The sequence below is a fragment of the Streptomyces sp. ITFR-21 genome, assembly GCF_031844685.1.
Taxonomy (GTDB): domain Bacteria; phylum Actinomycetota; class Actinomycetes; order Streptomycetales; family Streptomycetaceae; genus Actinacidiphila.
This window is the reverse complement of the sequence record NZ_CP134605.1, coordinates 736,345-752,863: the sequence shown is the minus strand read 5'-3', so window position 1 is coordinate 752,863 and position 16,519 is coordinate 736,345. Positions and strand designations below refer to the sequence as shown.

Annotated in this window: 14 protein-coding genes; 11 read left to right on the top strand and 3 right to left on the bottom strand. The window is 73.4% G+C overall.

The window, feature by feature from the left end; all coding sequences use genetic code 11:
- Window positions 1–10: 10 nt before the first annotated feature.
- Window positions 11–1,273: a histidine--tRNA ligase gene (gene hisS / locus RLT57_RS03290; RefSeq protein ID WP_311295859.1), complete on the top strand. Its 1,263-nt coding sequence runs from the start codon at window positions 11–13 to the stop codon at window positions 1,271–1,273.
- Between the two features lie 109 nt (window positions 1,274–1,382).
- Window positions 1,383–2,027, top strand: a complete 645-nt coding sequence (locus tag RLT57_RS03285; protein WP_311295858.1) for a vitamin K epoxide reductase family protein — start codon at window positions 1,383–1,385, stop codon at window positions 2,025–2,027.
- Between the two features lie 41 nt (window positions 2,028–2,068).
- Here RLT57_RS03285 and RLT57_RS03280 read toward each other — a convergent pair whose 3' ends face one another.
- On the bottom strand, window positions 2,069–3,433 hold the full coding sequence (locus RLT57_RS03280; protein ID WP_311295857.1) for a glutamine synthetase family protein: 1,365 nt from the start codon (window positions 3,431–3,433) through the stop codon (window positions 2,069–2,071).
- A 134-nt stretch (window positions 3,434–3,567) separates the two neighbouring features.
- Here RLT57_RS03280 and RLT57_RS03275 point away from each other — a divergent pair, with 134 nt between their 5' ends.
- Complete coding sequence (locus tag RLT57_RS03275; protein WP_311295856.1) at window positions 3,568–4,257, top strand: gamma-glutamyl-gamma-aminobutyrate hydrolase family protein; 690 nt, start codon at window positions 3,568–3,570, stop codon at window positions 4,255–4,257.
- Between the two features lie 10 nt (window positions 4,258–4,267).
- Window positions 4,268–5,623 (top strand): replication-associated recombination protein A, encoded by a 1,356-nt coding sequence (locus RLT57_RS03270; protein ID WP_311295855.1) that lies wholly within the window; start codon window positions 4,268–4,270, stop codon window positions 5,621–5,623.
- Window positions 5,624–5,659: 36 nt separating this feature from the next.
- On the opposite strand, the gene RLT57_RS03265 is transcribed toward RLT57_RS03270, so the two are convergent.
- Window positions 5,660–6,349 (bottom strand): DUF2470 domain-containing protein, encoded by a 690-nt coding sequence (locus tag RLT57_RS03265; protein WP_311295854.1) that lies wholly within the window; start codon window positions 6,347–6,349, stop codon window positions 5,660–5,662.
- 175 nt (window positions 6,350–6,524) lie between these two features.
- Between RLT57_RS03265 and rpsD the strand changes: the two genes are divergently transcribed.
- The gene (gene rpsD / locus RLT57_RS03260) at window positions 6,525–7,139 is read left to right on the top strand and encodes a 30S ribosomal protein S4 (RefSeq protein ID WP_311295853.1); all 615 of its coding nucleotides are present in this window, start codon (window positions 6,525–6,527) and stop codon (window positions 7,137–7,139) included.
- Between the two features lie 89 nt (window positions 7,140–7,228).
- Here the strand turns inward: rpsD and RLT57_RS03255 are convergent, their stop codons facing one another.
- Complete coding sequence (locus RLT57_RS03255) at window positions 7,229–9,307, bottom strand: ATP-binding protein (RefSeq protein ID WP_311295852.1); 2,079 nt, start codon at window positions 9,305–9,307, stop codon at window positions 7,229–7,231.
- 249 nt (window positions 9,308–9,556) lie between these two features.
- Here RLT57_RS03255 and RLT57_RS03250 point away from each other — a divergent pair, with 249 nt between their 5' ends.
- The 6 genes from RLT57_RS03250 (at window position 9,557) to RLT57_RS03225 (ending at window position 16,503) form a co-directional block, all read left to right on the top strand.
- Window positions 9,557–9,994 carry a DUF948 domain-containing protein gene (locus RLT57_RS03250; RefSeq protein WP_311295851.1) on the top strand — a complete coding sequence of 146 codons (438 nt, stop codon included), beginning with the start codon at window positions 9,557–9,559 and terminating at the stop codon, window positions 9,992–9,994.
- Window positions 9,995–10,007: 13 nt separating this feature from the next.
- Window positions 10,008–10,418: a DUF6167 family protein gene (locus tag RLT57_RS03245; RefSeq protein ID WP_311295850.1), complete on the top strand. Its 411-nt coding sequence runs from the start codon at window positions 10,008–10,010 to the stop codon at window positions 10,416–10,418.
- Window positions 10,418–13,087, top strand: a complete 2,670-nt coding sequence (gene alaS / locus RLT57_RS03240; RefSeq protein WP_311295849.1) for an alanine--tRNA ligase — start codon at window positions 10,418–10,420, stop codon at window positions 13,085–13,087. The genes RLT57_RS03245 and alaS overlap by 1 nt, the downstream gene beginning before the upstream one ends.
- Window positions 13,088–13,244: 157 nt before the next feature.
- The gene (gene ruvX / locus RLT57_RS03235) at window positions 13,245–13,709 is read left to right on the top strand and encodes a Holliday junction resolvase RuvX (RefSeq protein ID WP_311300552.1); all 465 of its coding nucleotides are present in this window, start codon (window positions 13,245–13,247) and stop codon (window positions 13,707–13,709) included.
- A gap of 102 nt (window positions 13,710–13,811) precedes the next feature.
- Window positions 13,812–15,641, top strand: coding sequence for an endolytic transglycosylase MltG (mltG, locus tag RLT57_RS03230; protein WP_311295848.1), 1,830 nt, complete (start codon window positions 13,812–13,814; stop codon window positions 15,639–15,641).
- 16 nt (window positions 15,642–15,657) lie between these two features.
- Complete coding sequence (locus tag RLT57_RS03225; RefSeq protein WP_311295847.1) at window positions 15,658–16,503, top strand: shikimate dehydrogenase; 846 nt, start codon at window positions 15,658–15,660, stop codon at window positions 16,501–16,503.
- Window positions 16,504–16,519: the final 16 nt, after the last annotated feature.

Sequence of the window (16,519 nt, the reverse complement as noted above, 5' to 3'; positions counted from 1 at the left end):
GGCTTCAGCTGTGAGCACCTTCCAGGCCCCCAAGGGCACCTACGACCTGCTGCCTCCCGACTCCGCGACCTACCTCGCGGTGCGCGAGGCCATCGCCGCACCCCTGCGCCGGGCGGGCTACGGCTACGCCGAGACCCCCGGCTTCGAGAACGTCGAGCTGTTCTCCCGCGGTGTCGGGGAGTCCACCGACATCGTGACCAAGGAGATGTTCACCCTCACCACCAAGGGCGGCAGCCGGCTCGCGCTGCGCCCGGAGGGCACCGCCTCCGTCCTGCGCGCGGCCCTGGAGGCCAACCTGCACAAGGCCGGCAACCTGCCGGTCAAGCTCTGGTACTCGGGCTCGTACTACCGCTACGAGCGGCCGCAGGCCGGCCGCTACCGGCACTTCTCACAGGTCGGCGCCGAGGCGATCGGCGCCGAGGACCCGGTGCTCGACACCGAGCTGATCGTCCTGGCGGTGGACGCGTACCGCTCGCTGGGTCTGCGGAACTTCCGGCTGCTGCTGAACTCGCTCGGCGACCGGGAGTGCCGCCCGGTCTACCGGGCCGCCCTCCAGGACTTCCTGCGGGCGCTGGACCTGGACGAGGAGACCCGCAGGCGGATCGAGATCAACCCGCTGCGGGTACTGGACGACAAGCGCGAGTCCGTCCGGCGTCAACTGGCCGGCGCCCCGGTCATCAGTGATCACCTGTGCGAGGCGTGCAAGGCGTACCACGAGCAGGTGCGCGAGCTGCTGACGGAGGCCGGGGTGGGCTACGAGGACGACCCGCGGCTGGTCCGCGGCCTGGACTACTACACCCGCACCACCTTCGAGTTCGTGCACGACGGGCTCGGCTCGCAGTCCGCGGTGGGCGGCGGCGGCCGCTACGACGGCCTGTCCGAGATGATCGGCGGCCCCTCGCTGCCGTCGGTCGGCTGGGCGCTGGGCGTGGACCGCACCGTGCTCGCGCTCCGGGCCGAGGGCGTCGAGCTGCCGCTGCCAGCGGCCACCGACGTCTACGCGGTGCCGCTCGGCGAGGACGCCAGGCGGGCGCTGTTCACCGCGGTCACCGCGCTGCGCAGGGCCGGGGTCGCGGCGGACTTCGCCTTCGGCGGCAAGGGCGTGAAGAACGCCATGAAGTCCGCCGACCGCTCCGGCGCCCGGTTCGCGCTGGTCGCCGGGGAGCGGGACCTGGCCGAGGGCGTGGTGCAGCTGAAGGACCTGGCGACCGGGGAGCAGGGGCCGGTCGCGCTGGACGAGATCGTCACCACCGTCAAGGAGCGGCTGGCCTGAACCGCCCGCCCGCGCGGCCGGGGCGGTGCGGACTTGTTCCGTCCTCACCGCCCTGGTGCACAATGAGGGGTGCCCGCCCCACGGCCCCCCCACACAGAGATCGGCGATCATGACGACTTCCGCTCTTGACGAGACGCGCGCAGAAGGCGAGAGCGAGCAGCGCCCCGCCGACGGCATCGCGGCGGGCCGCCCCTTCACCTGGCTGCTGCTGATCTGCGGCGTCCTCGGCAGCATCGCCTCGTTCGTGATCACGGACGACAAGTTCAAGCTGCTGGAGGACCCCGGCTACGTCCCCGGGTGCAGCCTGAACCCGATCATCTCCTGCGGCAACATCATGAAGAGCGAGCAGGCCCACGCCTTCGGCTTCCCGAACCCGATGATCGGCCTGATCGCGTACCCGGTCATGATCTGCGTGGCCGTGGGCGTCCTGGCCGGTGCCCGCTACCGGCCCTGGTTCTGGCTCGGCCTGCAGGCGGGCACCCTGTTCGGCGTCGGATTCTGCACCTGGCTCCAGTACCAGTCGCTGTACAGCATCGGCTCGCTCTGCCTGTGGTGCAGCCTCGCCTGGGTCGTCACCATCGCCTCGTTCTGGTACACCGCCGTGCACAACGTCAAGCACCGCATCATCAAGGTGCCCGAGGGCGCCCGGTCCCTGGTGCTGGAGTTCCACTGGGTGGTGCCGGTGCTGTGGTACGGCACCATCGCCACGCTGATCCTGACCCGCTGGTGGGCGTACTGGCAGACGCTGGTCTGACCGGACCCGGCGCCTGCCGTCCGCACGGCCCGCCGCCCGGCTCACATCCGTTCGAAGGACCGGAACCGCTCCCAGTCGGTGATGGCCGTGTCGAACTGCTGCTGCTCGACCCTGGCCATGTTCGCGTAGTGCGCGACGACCTCCGGGCCGAACACGCGGAGTGCCAAAGCGCTGTCCGACCAGAGCGCGGCGGCCTCCCGCAGCGAGCCCGGCACCCGCTCGTAGTCCGCCGTGTAGGCGTTGCCCGCGCACGGCTCGGGCAGTGCCAGTTCCTGCTCCACGCCGTGCAGCCCGGCGGCCACCATGGCGGCCACCGCGAGATACGGGTTCACATCGCCCCCGGGCACCCGGTTCTCCAGCCGCAGCGAGGCGCCGTGGCCGACCACCCGCAGCGCGCAGGTCCGGTTGTCGTGGCCCCAGGCCACGGCGGTCGGTGCGAAGGAGCCCTCGCGGTAGCGCTTGTACGAGTTGATGTTCGGCGCGAACAGCAGGCTGAACTCGCGCATCGCGGCCAGCTGGCCGGCCAGGAAGTGCCGCATCAGCGGCGACATGCCGCCGCCGGCGTCCGTGAACGCCGGCCGGCCGCCGGCGTCGCGCAGCGACAGGTGGATGTGGCAGGAGTTGCCCTCCCGCTCGTCGTACTTCGCCATGAACGTGAGCGCCATGCCCTCCTGGGCGGCGATCTCCTTGGCGCCGGTCTTGTAGATGCTGTGCTGGTCGCAGGTGGTCAGCGCCTGCGTGTAGCGGAACACCACCTCGTGCTGGCCGAGGTTGCACTCGCCCTTGGCGGACTCCGGGTACAGGCCGGCGCCGGCCATGTCGTTGCGCAGCCGGCGCAGCAGCGGCTCCACCCGCGAGGTGGCCAGCACCGAGTAGTCGGCGTTGTAGCGGTTCGCCGGGGTCAGCCCGCGGTAGCCGGTGTCCCACGCCTGCTCGTAGGTGGTGCGGAACACCATGAACTCCAGCTCGGTCCCGGCGTACGCCCGCAGGCCGAGCGCCGCGAGGCGGTCCAGCTGGCCGCGCAGGATCTGCCGCGGCGAGGCCGCCACCGGGCTGCCGTCGTCCCAGACCAGGTCGGCCAGCAGCAGCGCCGTGCCGTCCTCCCAGGGGATCCGGCGCAGCGTCGCCGGGTCCGGCCGCATCGCGAAGTCGCCGTAGCCGCGTTCCCAGGAGGACATCGCGTAGCCGTCGACGGTGGCCATGTCCACATCGACGGCCAGCAGGTAGTTGCACCCCTCCGTGCCGTGCGGCAGAACCTCCTCGACGAAGAAGGGCGCGGCGAACCGCTTCCCCTGCAACCGCCCCTGCATGTCCGTGAACGCCAGCACCACCGTGTGGATCTCGCCGGCGGCCACCAGCCGGCCGAGCTCCTCGACGGACAGCGCAGGAACGTGCTCTTCTGGCAAGGGGATCCCCTCTCGTCACACCGGGCCCCCAACCTAGGCGCTCGCCCGCACCGGGGGAACCGCGCACCGCCGCCTGCCCCCCTGCCCGCCCACTCGCTAGGCTTGAGGGGTCGGCTGCGAAGAGCGGAGGGCGTGTGCTGGTCGGGATCACCACGTACGTGGAGCAGGCCCGGTGGGGTGTGTGGGACACGGCCGCCGCGCTGCTGCCGCAGGGGTACGTGACGCTCGTACAGCGGGCCGGCGCCCTGGCCGTGCTGCTGCCGCCGGACCGGGCGGAGGCCGCCGCCGAGGCGGTGGCCCGGATGGACGCGGTGATCGTCTCCGGCGGCCCCGACGTGGAGCCCGGCCGCTACGGGCGGCCCCGGGACGCCAGGACCGGGCCGGCCGCGCCGGAGCGGGACGTGTGGGAGTCCGCGGTGCTGCAGGCCGCTCTGGACGGCGGTACGCCGCTGCTCGGGGTCTGCCGCGGCATGCAGCTGCTGAACGTGGTCCTGGGCGGCACCCTCGTCCAGCACCTGGACGGGCACGTGCTGACCCCGGGGCGGTTCGCCACCCACCGGGTCACACCGGTCGGGGGCACCCTGCTGGCCGGGCTGATGCCCGCCGCCGAGGTGCCGACCCATCACCACCAGGCCGTCGACCGGCTCGGGGCCGGGCTGCGGGCGGGGGCGTACGCGGACGACGGCACGGTGGAGGCCGTCGAGAGTGCGGGAGAGGGCTTCGCGCTCGGTGTGCAGTGGCACCCGGAGGCCGGCGCCGATCCGACACTGGTCACCGCCCTGCTGGCGGCCGCCCGCGGCCGCACTGTCACACCGGTCACCTAGGCTTCCGTACGTGGAGCCAGATCTGTTCACCGCGGCCGTGGAAGACCGGCAGGAGCGGGACCCCGGCAGCAGCCCGCTCGCCGTGCGGATGCGACCGCGCACCATCGACGAGGTGGTGGGCCAAAAGCACCTGCTGCGGCCGGGCTCGCCGCTGCGCCGCCTGGTGGGCGAGGGCGGCGGCGGCCCCGCCGGGTCCTCCTCGGTGATCCTGTGGGGTCCGCCCGGCACCGGCAAGACCACGCTCGCGTACGTGGTCAGCAAGGCCACCAACAAGCGGTTCGTCGAGCTGTCCGCGATCACCGCCGGGGTCAAGGAGGTCCGTACGGTCATCGAGAGCGCCAAACGCCAGTCCGGCGGGTACCAGCGGGAGACCGTGCTGTTCCTGGACGAGATCCACCGCTTCAGCAAGGCCCAGCAGGACTCGCTGCTGCCCGCGGTGGAGAACCGCTGGGTGACGCTGATCGCGGCCACCACCGAGAACCCGTACTTCTCGGTGATCTCCCCGCTGCTGTCGCGCTCCCTGCTGCTGACCCTGGAACCGCTCACCGACGACGACCTGCGGGACGTCCTGCGCCGGGCGCTGACCGAGGAGCGGGGCCTGGCCGGGGCGGTGGCGCTGCCCGAGGACACCGAGTCGCACCTGCTGCGGATCGCCGCCGGCGACGCCCGGCGCGCGCTGACCGCGCTGGAGGCCGGCGCGGGGGCGGCGATCGCCAAGGGCGAGGACACCGTCACCCTGGCCACCATGGAGGAGTCCGTCGACCGGGCCGCGGTGGCGTACGACCGGGACGGCGACCAGCACTACGACGTGGCCAGCGCGCTGATCAAGTCCATCCGGGGCTCCGACGCGGACGCGGCGCTGCACTACCTGGCCCGGATGATCGACGCGGGCGAGGACCCCCGCTTCATCGCCCGCCGGCTGATGATCTCGGCCAGCGAGGACATCGGCCTGGCCGACCCCACCGCGCTGCCGACCGCGGTGGCCGCCGCCCAGGCGGTCGCCATGATCGGCTTTCCCGAGGCGTCGCTGATCCTCAGCCACGCCACGATCGCGCTGGCGCTCGCCCCCAAGTCCAACGCCGCCACCACCGCGATCGGCGCGGCGCTGGCGGACGTACGGGCCGGGAAGGCCGGGCCGGTGCCGGCGCACCTGCGCGACGGCCACTACAAGGGCGCGGCCAGGCTCGGCCACGCCCAGGGCTACGTGTACCCGCACGACGTACCCGGTGCGATCGCGGCGCAGGACTACCTCCCGGCGGAGCTGCTCGGCCGCCGCTACTACGAGCCGACCCGGTACGGGGCCGAGGCCCGGTACTTCGACGTGCTGGAGCGGGTCAGGGAGCGGCTGGCCGGCCGCGGGGACTGAGGCCCCCGCGGCGTTCGGCGCCCGGCGGCGGGCTCGTCAGTCCTCCCGGGCCGCCGCGAACAGCGCCCGCATGGACCGCCGGGCGCCCTCCAGGTCGGTGACCGGTTCGGGGAAGTCGAAGCGCGCGTCGAAGACCCCCGACTCCGCGCTGAACCGCACCCGCAGCCCGAACCGGTCCAGCGCGAGCGGCACCGCCCCGCCCGCGACCCGCGGCGCGCACCGGCCGTCGGGGGCCGCGATCAGCCCGCACAGCAGCGCCACTTCGGCCGGGTGCGCGGCGGCCAGGTGCTGGAGCACCTCCGTCTCGTACCGGGCGAGCGGGTCGGGCGCCGCCAGCGCGAACTCGTCCGGCTCGACGGATCCGGTGCCCCACAGGTCGTCCACCGAGATCTCCCCGGGCTCCAGCCGCAGCAGCTCGGTGCCGGCCTCGAAGGCGCCGCCGGGCACCGGGGTGAGCCAGCCGGCGATCCAGGCCCGGCCGCGGATCCGGTGCGGCACGGCGACCGGGGCGACGTCCGTGATCTCCAGCACAGCGGCCAGTTCGTCGTCGTCCCGGTCGGCGTCCGCGACAGCGGCGCGCACCGCGCGGACGGCGGGCGCGTCCCGCGGGAACAGCAGGAACACGTCGCCGGTCGGCCCGACGGAGTGCCGCAGCGGCGCCGTCGGCGTGTCCGGGGCGGGCTCACGTCCCGGAATGGCCAGGGCGAGCGACGGGTTACCCTCCATGAGAGTGCGCGCGCGTTCGGCGGCCGAGGGCTGCCGGGGCGCTTCCTCCACTTCGGGACGCGGCTGACCATGCTCTGACGGGTTGGACACATCAGGCACGGGGTTCCCGGGTCGAATCATGCGCACTCCTCGGTTAAGGTAAGCCTTACCTAATTTACACGGAGGTTCGACGCACGTGAATCAGTCGCGTCCCAAGGTTAAGAAGTCCCGGGCGCTGGGCATCGCGCTCACCCCCAAAGCGGTCAAGTACTTCGAGGCCCGCCCGTACCCGCCGGGGGAGCACGGCCGTGGCCGCAAGCAGAACAGCGACTACAAGACCCGGTTGCTGGAGAAGCAGCGGCTGCGCGCGCAGTACGACATCAGCGAGCGGCAGATGCGGCGCGCGTACGACCGGGCCAAGAAGGTCGCCGGCCAGCGCACCGGCGAGGCGCTGATCATCGAGCTGGAACGGCGCCTGGACGCGCTCGTGCTGCGCGCGGGGCTGGCCCGCACCATCTACCAGTCCCGCCAGATGGTCGTGCACGGCCACATCGAGGTCAACGGCCGCAAGGTCGACAAGCCGTCCTTCCGGGTCCGCCCCGAGGACGTCGTCCAGGTCCGCGAGCGGTCCCGGGAGAAGACGCCGTTCGCGGTCGCCCGCGAGGGCGGCTGGGCCGGTGACGGCGAGACCCCGCGCTACCTCCAGGTCAACCTCCAGGCGCTGGCGTTCCGGATGGACCGGGACCCCAACCGCAAGGAGATCCCGGTCATCTGCGACGAGCAGCTCGTCGTCGAGTACTACGCCCGCTGATCCCCCCGGGGGGTGACCCCGCCCTCGGCCGCCCTCCCGCCGCGGCGGCGCCCTCCCGGCCCCCTCGGGCCCGGGCCGCCGTCGCGGGGTCACCCCCGGGGGGTCGGAGGGGTGGGGACCAGGGCGCGCTGGACGGTCTGGTCGAGGGTGAGGGCGGCGCCGTCGCGGAGGGCCGCGGTGTAGGCCGGGTCGCCGAGCGCCGCGCGCACGCGGCGCTCGCAGACCGCGTGCGGGGCGTTGAAGTAGCGCGAGCCGAAGAGCGGCAGGCCCACCGACTCCCAGAGCCGGCCGGCCGCACCCTGGAGCACCGCGGCCTCGTAGGGCGCCCCCTCGCCCTCGGTGATGAGCGCCAGCAGCTCCAGCACCAGCACCGCGCCGACCAGGTCGTGGAAGGCGTGCTCGATGGCCAGCGACTCCTCCGCCAGCCGCCGGGCGCGCTCCGGCTCACCGGCCAGCCATGCCGCGTACGCGAGCACGTACAGCGCGTAGGCCAGCGCCCAGCGCTCGCCGTGGTCCCGGCAGGCGTCCCTCACCTCCTCGGCCAGCCGCACCGCGTGCGGCACGTCACCCCGGAAGGCCGCCGCCATCGCCAGCTCGACCTGGCCCATCAGCACATTGCTGTTCAGCTCGCCGATCCGCCGGTAGCGCCGCAGCGCCTCGCCGATGAAGCGCTCGGCGCGCGACATGTCGTCCGAGACCAGCGCCAGGTTCCCCAGCTGGTGCACGGCGTACGCCTCGGCCGCCTCGTTGCCGGTCGCCACCGCCTCCAGCCGGCACTCCTGGAGCACGTCCAGCGCCGCCGCCGAGTCGCCCTGGAGCAGCGCCACGTACCCGAACACCCACATCACCTTCGCCCGTGCCTCGGACGGCGCGTCGGACACCTCCAGCGCCCGCTCCAGCCAGTGCCGTCCCTCGCCGAGCCGCCCGCAGCCGACCCAGCAGAACCACAGCGCGCCCGCCAGGTACTGGCCCACCGCCGGCTCCCGCGGCGGCTCGCCCGCGAACCCGTCCAGGCTGAACTCCAGGGCCAGCCGCAGGTTCGGCAGGTCCGCCGTCACCCGGGCGGCCACCTCCGACTGCCGCGGGCTGAACCACTCCAGCTCGCACCAGGTGGCGAGGCCGAGATACCAGTCGCGGTGCCGCCGCCGCACCCGCGACTCCTCGCCCAGCGAGGCCAGCCACCCGGCGCCGTACTCCCGAACGCTCTCCAGCATCCGGTACCTGACCTGGCCGTCCGGCCCCTCCTCGCGGCTGAGCACCGACTGGTCGACCAGTTCCGCGAGGGTCTCCGCCACCCCCGGCCCGGCCGGCTCGGCACCCGCGCACGCGTACTCCGCCGCGTCGAGGTCGAAGCCGTCGGCGAACACTGACAGCCGTGCCCACAGCAGCCGCTGGGCCGGTGTGCACAGCTCGTGGCTCCAGCCGATGGTGGTGCGCAGCTGCCGGTGCCGGGCCGGGGCGCTGGGATCCCCGCCGGTCAGCAGCCCGAACCGGTCGTCCAGCCTTTCCAGCAACTGCTCCACGGACAGCGCCCGCAGCCGTACCGCGGCCAGCTCCAGCGCCAGCGGCAGCCCGTCGAGCCGGGTGCACAGCTCCGCGACGGCCGCCGCGTTCTCCTCGGTGACGGCGAAGCCGGGCAGCACCGCGGCGGCCCGCTCGGCGAACAGCCGCACCGCGTCCCCGGCCGCCGGCAGCGGGCCCAGCGTCAGCAGCCGCTCCCCGGTGACGCCGAGCGGCCGGCGGCCGGCCGCCAGCACCCGCAGGCCCGGAGCCCGGCGCAGCAACTCCCCGACCAGGGCCGCCGCCTGCCGGTGCACCAGGTCGAAGCCGTCCAGCACCAGCAGCAGTTCGCGGTCGGCCAGCTGCCCGGCGAGGGCCGGCCGGGGCGGCCCGGCGGCGCGGTCCGGCAGCCGCAGCGCGTCGGCGACCGTACGGTCCAGCAGCGCCGCGTTCCGCGTGCCGGACAGCTCGACCACCCACACCCCGTCACGGAAACGGTCCTGCAACCGCCGTGCGGCCCGCAGCGCCAGCCGGGTCTTGCCCACACCGCCCGCCCCGGTGACCGTGATCAGCCGTCCGGCGGCCAGCAGTTCCGAGAGTTCGGCCAGTTCGACGCCGCGGCCGACCAGGCCGGTCAGCTCGGCCGGAAGGTTGCCCGCCGTGTCCATGGTGCACGGAGCGTACTGGCTCGATCGCGCTACGTACAACGCCGGTCCGCGCCGCCCGCTGATCTGCTACGGCGCCCGCCGCCGCGACGCACCCGAACGGTAGCCGCGCGCCCGAGCGGTACGGGTGCGCGGGCCCGGCGCGATAAGGTCGGAAGTCCCATCGGCATGGTGGGATCCCGCGGCGGGAAGCCGCGGTGGGACGGCCGCGGGAAGCGGCCGGGAGCGGCCAAGGGCGAGGAGAGCGGCAGCGTGTCCGGTGGAGAGGTGGCCGGCCTCATCGTGGCGGTCTTCTGGGCGATCCTGGTGTCCTTCCTCGCCGTCGCGCTGGCCCGGCTCGCCCGGACGCTCCAGCGGACCACCGAGCTGGTCGCCGGGATCACCCAGCAGGCCGTACCGCTGCTCGGCGAGGCGTCCGAGGCGCTGCGCACCGCGCACACCCAGCTCGACCGGGTGGACACCATCACCTCGGACGTCGCCGAGGTGACCGCCAACGCCTCCGCGCTCTCCTCCACCGTCGCCTCCGCCCTCGGCGGCCCGCTGGTGAAGGTCGCCGCCTTCGGCTACGGCGTGCGCCGGGCGGTCGGCCTGCAGGCCGGCGACGCCGGCCGGGCCAGGGCCAGGACCGTCAAGGGCAAGGTGGTGCCCGCCGCCCGGCGCGGCCGCCGCCGCAACCGCACCGAGGACTGAGGGCTGAGGTTCTATGTTTCGCCGCCTGTTCTGGTTCTTCACCGGCGCCGCCACCGGTGTCTGGGCCACCCGCAAGGTCAACCGGGCGCTGCGCCGGCTCAGCCCCGAGGGCCTCGCCGCCACCGCCGCCGACCGCGCGCTGGAGACCGGCGCCCGGCTGCGGCTGTTCGCGCACGACGTACGGGCCGGCATGGCCCAGCGCGAGGGCGAACTGCACGACGCCCTCGGCCTGCACGGCAAGGCGGCGCCCGCGGTCTCCCCGGGCCGCAGGGCGCTGACCGCCCACGATTCCGACGTGCCCGCGCCGCGCCGGGGCATCGCCCGCGACAGCGCGCGCGACCAGCGCGACCCGTACGACCCGCACGGGGCACCCGACCCGTACGACGCCCACCGCGCCCACGAAAACCGGAAGGACGAACACTGATGGAGTCGGCAGAAATCCGCCGCCGCTGGCTGCGCTTCTTCGAGGAGCGCGGGCACACCGTCGTGCCGTCGGCGTCCCTCATCGCCGACGACCCGACCCTGCTGCTGGTCCCGGCTGGCATGGTCCCGTTCAAGCCGTACTTCCTCGGCGAGGTCAAGCCGCCCTTCGGCCGCGCCACCAGCGTCCAGAAGTGCGTCCGCACCCCGGACATCGAAGAGGTCGGCAAGACCACCCGGCACGGCACGTTCTTCCAGATGTGCGGCAACTTCTCCTTCGGCGAGTACTTCAAGGAAGGCGCCATCAAGTACGCCTGGGAGCTGCTCACCACGCCCCAGGACAAGGGCGGCTACGGCCTGGAGGGCGACCGCCTCTGGATCACCGTCTACGAGGAGGATGACGAGGCCGAGACCATCTGGCGCGACGTCGTCGGCGTCCCCGCCGGGCGGATCCAGCGGCTCGGCAAGGGCCCCAACTTCTGGTCCATGGGCGTGCCGGGACCCTGCGGCCCGTGCTCCGAGATCAACTACGACCGCGGCCCCGAGTTCGGCGTCGAGGGCGGCCCGGCGGTCAACGACGAGCGCTACGTGGAGATCTGGAACCTGGTCTTCATGCAGTACGTGCGCGGCGCCGGCGAGGGCAAGGAGGACTTCCCGATCCTCGGCGACCTGCCCGCCAGGAACATCGACACCGGCCTCGGCCTGGAACGCCTGGCGATGATCCTGCAGGGCGTGCAGAACATGTACGAGACCGACACCCTGCGCGTCGTCATCGACAAGGCCACCGAACTCAGCGGCGTCCCCTACGGCCGGGCGCACGAGAGCGATGTCGCGCTGCGGGTCGTCGCCGACCACATGCGCACCTCGATGATGCTCATCGGCGACGGCGTCACCCCCGGCAACGAGGGACGCGGCTACGTCCTGCGCCGCATCATGCGCCGCGCCATCCGCAACATGCGGCTGCTCGGCGCGCACGACCCGGTCGCCGCCGAACTCATCGACGTGGTGCTGAAGACCATGGGCGAGCAGTACCCGGAGCTGCTCACCGACCGCAAGCGGATCGAGACCGTGGCGCTGGCCGAGGAGGCCGCGTTCCTCAAGACGCTGAGGGCCGGCACCAACATCCTCGACACCGCCGTCACCGAGACCAAGGCGGCCGGCGGCAGCGTGCTCTCCGGCGACCAGGCGTTCCTGCTCCACGACACCTGGGGCTTCCCGATCGACCTCACCCTGGAGATGGCCTCGGAACAGGGCCTGAGCGTGGACGAGGACGGCTTCCGGCGGCTGATGAAGGAGCAGCGGGACCGGGCCAAGGCCGACGCCCGCGCCAAGAAGACCGGCCACGCCGACCTGTCGGCGTACCGCGAGGTCGCCGACCGCTCCGGCGGCACCGAGTTCACCGGCTACACCCGCAACGAGAACGAGGCCACCGTCGTCGGCCTGCTGGTCGACGGCCTGCCCTCGCCCGCCGCCACCGAAGGCGACGAGGTCGAGATCGTGCTCGACCGTACCCCGTTCTACGCCGAGGGCGGCGGCCAGCTCGCCGACACCGGCCGTATCCGGCTGGACTCCGGCGCGGTCGTCGAGGTCCGCGACGTCCAGCAGCCGGTGCCGGGCGTCAGCGTGCACAAGGGCGTCGTCCAGGTCGGCGAGGTCACCGTGGGCGCCGCCGCGCAGGCCCGGATCGACCTGGTACGCCGCCGCGCCATCGCCCGCGCGCACAGCGCCACCCACCTCACCCACCAGGCGCTGCGCGACGCCCTCGGCCCCACCGCCGCGCAGGCCGGCTCGGAGAACTCCCCCGGCCGCTTCCGTTTCGACTTCGGCTCCCCGGCCGCGGTGCCGGCCGGCGTCCTCACCGACGTCGAGCAGAAGATCAACGAGGTGCTGGCCCGCGAACTCGACGTCACCGCCGAGGTGATGCCGATCGGCGAGGCCAGGAAGCAGGGCGCCATCGCCGAGTTCGGCGAGAAGTACGGCGAGCACGTCCGGGTCGTCACCATCGGCGACTTCTCCAAGGAGCTGTGCGGCGGCACCCACGTCAACAACACCGCCCAGCTCGGGCTGGTCAAGCTGCTCGGCGAGTCCTCGATCGGCTCCGGCGTACGCCGGGTCGAGGCGCTGGTCGGCGTGGACGCGTACCACTTCCTGGCCCGTGAGCACACCGTGGTCGCGCAGCTCACCGAGCTGGTCAAGGGCCGCCCGGACGAACTGCCCGACAAGATCGCCGGCATGCTCGCCAGGCTCAAGGACGCGGAGAAGGAGATCGACCGGTTCCGCGCCGAGAAGGTGCTCCAGGCCGCGGCGGGGCTCGCCGAGTCCGCCGCCGACGTCAAGGGCGTCGCCGTGGTCACCGCGTCGGTCCCGGACGGCACCGGCGCCGACGACCTGCGCCGGTTGGTGCTGGACGTCCGGCAGCGGATCACCGGCGGACGCCCGGCCGTGGTCGCCCTGTTCGCGGTGGTGAACGACCGCCCGCTGACCGTGATCGCCACCAACGAGGCCGCCCGCGGGCGCGGCGTCAAGGCGGGTGAGCTGGTCCGCACCGCGGCCAAGACGCTCGGCGGCGGCGGCGGCGGCAAGGACGACGTGGCGCAGGGCGGCGGCCAGAACGCGGCGGCCGTACCGGAGGCGATCGAGGCCGTACGGCGGCTCGTCGCCGAGAAGGCGTGACGGCGGCCGCGTGACGGACAAGTACGCCCACCGGGGTCCGGGCCGGCCGTCCGGGCCGCAGGGCCCCGGCCCCGCCGGGCGGCCGCCGGAACCGGTGCCGGAACCCGCCGCGGACCCCGGCGGGCACCCGGCCGGTCCGGCGGCCGGCCCGCCGGGCATCCGGCGCGGGCGCCGGATCGCCGTCGATGTCGGCGAGGCCCGGATCGGGGTCGCCTCCTGCGACCCCGACGGGATCCTCGCCACCCCGGTGGAGACCGTGCCCGGCCGGGACGTCCCCGTCGCGCTCCGCCGGATCGCCGCGATCGTGGCGGAGTACGAGCCGATCGAGGTCGTCGTGGGCCTGCCCAGGTCGCTCAACGGCACCGAGGGGCCGGCGGCGGCCAAGGCCCGCGCCTTCGCCGGGAGTGTGGCGAAAGTCATCGTCCCGGTGCCGGTACGGCTGGTGGACGAGCGGATGACCACCGTCACCGCCGCCCAGGGCCTGCGCGCGTCCGGTGTGAAGGCGAAAAAAGGACGCTCGGTAATCGACCAGGCCGCCGCGGTCATTATTCTGCAGAGCGCGCTGGAGGCCGAACGGGCGTCGGGCGAAGCTCCGGGAGAAGGCGTCGAAGTAGTCATCTGATCGCGATACGGTAACGTTCCGCGCGACACGGCGGCGCCCCTCGGGTGCCGCCCGTTTCGCAGGGTCGGCAGGCCTGTTGCCGCCCGCTCACCAAGGGGATCGATGACTGACTATGGCCGGGGCCCCGGCTCCGAACCGTGGCACCCCGAGGACCCGCTCTTCGGTGACGTGTACGACCAGGGCCACGGCTATCCGCAGCAGCCGCAGCACCCTCAGCCGCAGCATCCCCAGCAGCAGCCGCAGCAGGACGGGGGCTGGCAGGACCCGTACGCGAACGGCCAGCAGCCCCAGTACCCGCAGCAGGGCTACCCCCAGCAGCAGTACCCGCAGCAGCCGCCGCAGTACCCGCAGGGCCAGCAGCCGCAGTACCCCCAGCAGGGGTACCCGCAGCAGGCGGGCTACGACCCGTACGACACCGGCTCGCACCAGAGCGGCGGCTACGGCCAGCAGGACCCGTACGGCGGTCAGCAGCCGCCTCAGGACCCGTACGGGCAGCCCGACTTCTACGGGCAGAACGGCTACCCGCCGCCGCAGCAGCCGCAGTACCCCCAGCAGCAGGTGCCGCAGCAGCCCGGCCAGCCCCTGCCCGGCCAGCCGGCCCAGCCCGTGCCGGGACAGGGACAGCCCCAGCAGGGCCGGCACCCCGGGGCCGGACCGCAGCAGCCCGGCGCCCGCCCCGCCGGTGCCACGCCGCCCGGGGCCACCGGCTGGGGCGACGAGGACGACGGGCAGGAGGAAGCCGACCCGCGCGAGCACGCCTTCTTCGCCGACCGCAGCCACGACGACGATGACGACGACGCCCACGGATCCGCGCCCGCCACCGCCGGCGGCCGCAGAGCGGGCAGATCGCAGCCCAAAGCCGGCAAGAAGCGCCGCAGCGGATGCGCCTGCCTGGTCGTCGCGGTGGTCCTGGTCGGCGGCCTCGGCGGCGCCGGATACTTCGGCTACACCTTCTACCAGAGCCACTTCGGCCCGGCCCCCGACTACTCGGGACAGACCGCCACCGACGTCCAGGTGGAGATCCCCACCGGCGCCACCGCCACCACCATCGGCAACATCCTCAAGGACGCCGGCGTCGTCAAGAGCGTCGACGCCTTCGTGTCGGCGGCCAACCAGAACACCAAGAGCCGCGGCATCCAGGCCGGCGTGTACGTCCTGAAGGCGAAGATGTCGGCCGCGGCAGCGGTGACGATGATGCTCGACCCGAAGTCGCAGAACGCCCTGATCATCCCCGAGGGCACCCGCGACATGGAGATCTACGCCCTGGTCGACAAGCGCCTCGGCCTGCCGTCCGGCACCACCCGGAAGACCGCCAGGGCCCGGGTGAGGAACCTCGGCCTGCCCGCGTGGGCCGACACCAGCACAAAGGTCAAGGACCCGCTGGAGGGCTTCCTGTTCCCGTCCCGCTACAGCGTCGCCAAGGGCATGAAGCCCGAAGCGCTGCTGCGGCAGATGGTCGGCCAGGCCAAGCAGCAGTACGCGCGGTTCGACATGGCGGGCGAGGCGCGGCAGCAGGGCCTGAAGTCCCCGCTGCAACTGCTCACCGTCGCCAGCCTCATCCAGGCCGAGGGCAAGACCGACGACGACTTCCGCAAGATGGCCAAGGTCGTCTACAACCGGATGGACCCGGCGAACACCCAGACCTACGGGCTGCTCCAGTTCGACTCGACGTACAACTACATCAAGAACCTGCACGCCACGAACATCAGCACCGAGAAGATCCAGAACCTCGACGACCCGTACAACACCTACAAGTACCGGGGCCTGCCGCCGGGCCCGATCGGCAACCCGGGCACCGACGCACTGAAGGCGGCGATGGATCCGGACCCGGGGGACTGGTACTACTTCATCTCGCTGGACGGGAAGACCACCCAGTTCACCACCAACAGCGTCGACTTCGAAAAGCTCAAGCAGCAGTACCACCCCCAGTAGGACCAGGACCCCACCTGTGGAAACGACCGGAAACCCGGGCCCGCGCCGCGCGGCCGTGCTCGGGTCGCCCATCGCGCACTCCCTGTCCCCGGTGCTGCACCGGGCGGCCTACGCCGCGCTCGGGCTCACCGGCCGGCGCTACGACCGGTTCGAGGTGGACGAGGCCGCGCTGCCCGGCTTCGTCGGCGCACTCGACCCGGCCGAGTGGGCGGGCCTGTCGCTGACCATGCCGCTCAAACGGGCGGTCATCCCGCTGCTGGACGAGGTCAGCGACACCGCCGCCGCCGTGGCCGCGGTCAACACCGTGGTGTTCGGCGCCGACGGCCGCCGCCGCGGCGACAACACCGACATCCCCGGCATGATCGCCGCACTGCGCGAACGCGGCGTCACCTCGGTGCCCTCCGCCGCCGTACTCGGCGCCGGCGCCACCGCCTCCTCCGCGCTGGCCGCCCTCGCCCGGATCTGCGCCGGCGAGGTCACCGCCTACGTCCGCGGCCCCGCCCGTGCCGCCGAGATGCGGCAGTGGGGGGAGCGGCTCGGCGTCACCGTACGCACCGCCGACTGGGCCGACGCCGCCGCCGGGCTGTCCCAGCCACTGGTGATCGCCACCACCCCGGCCGGGGCCGCCGACCACCTGGCCGCCGCCGTGCCGCAGCACCCCGGAACGCTCTTCGACGTGCTGTACGACCCCTGGCCGACCGCGCTGGCCGCCGCCTGGTCCGCCCGCTCCGGCACCCTCCTCGGCGGCCTGGACCTGCTGGTCCACCAGGCCGTCCTCCAGGTCGAACAGCACACCGGCCACCGCCCCGCGCCGCTGGCCGCCATGCGCGCCGCGGGCGAGGCCGCGCTCGCCGCGCACTGACGTCCGCCCGCTGGAC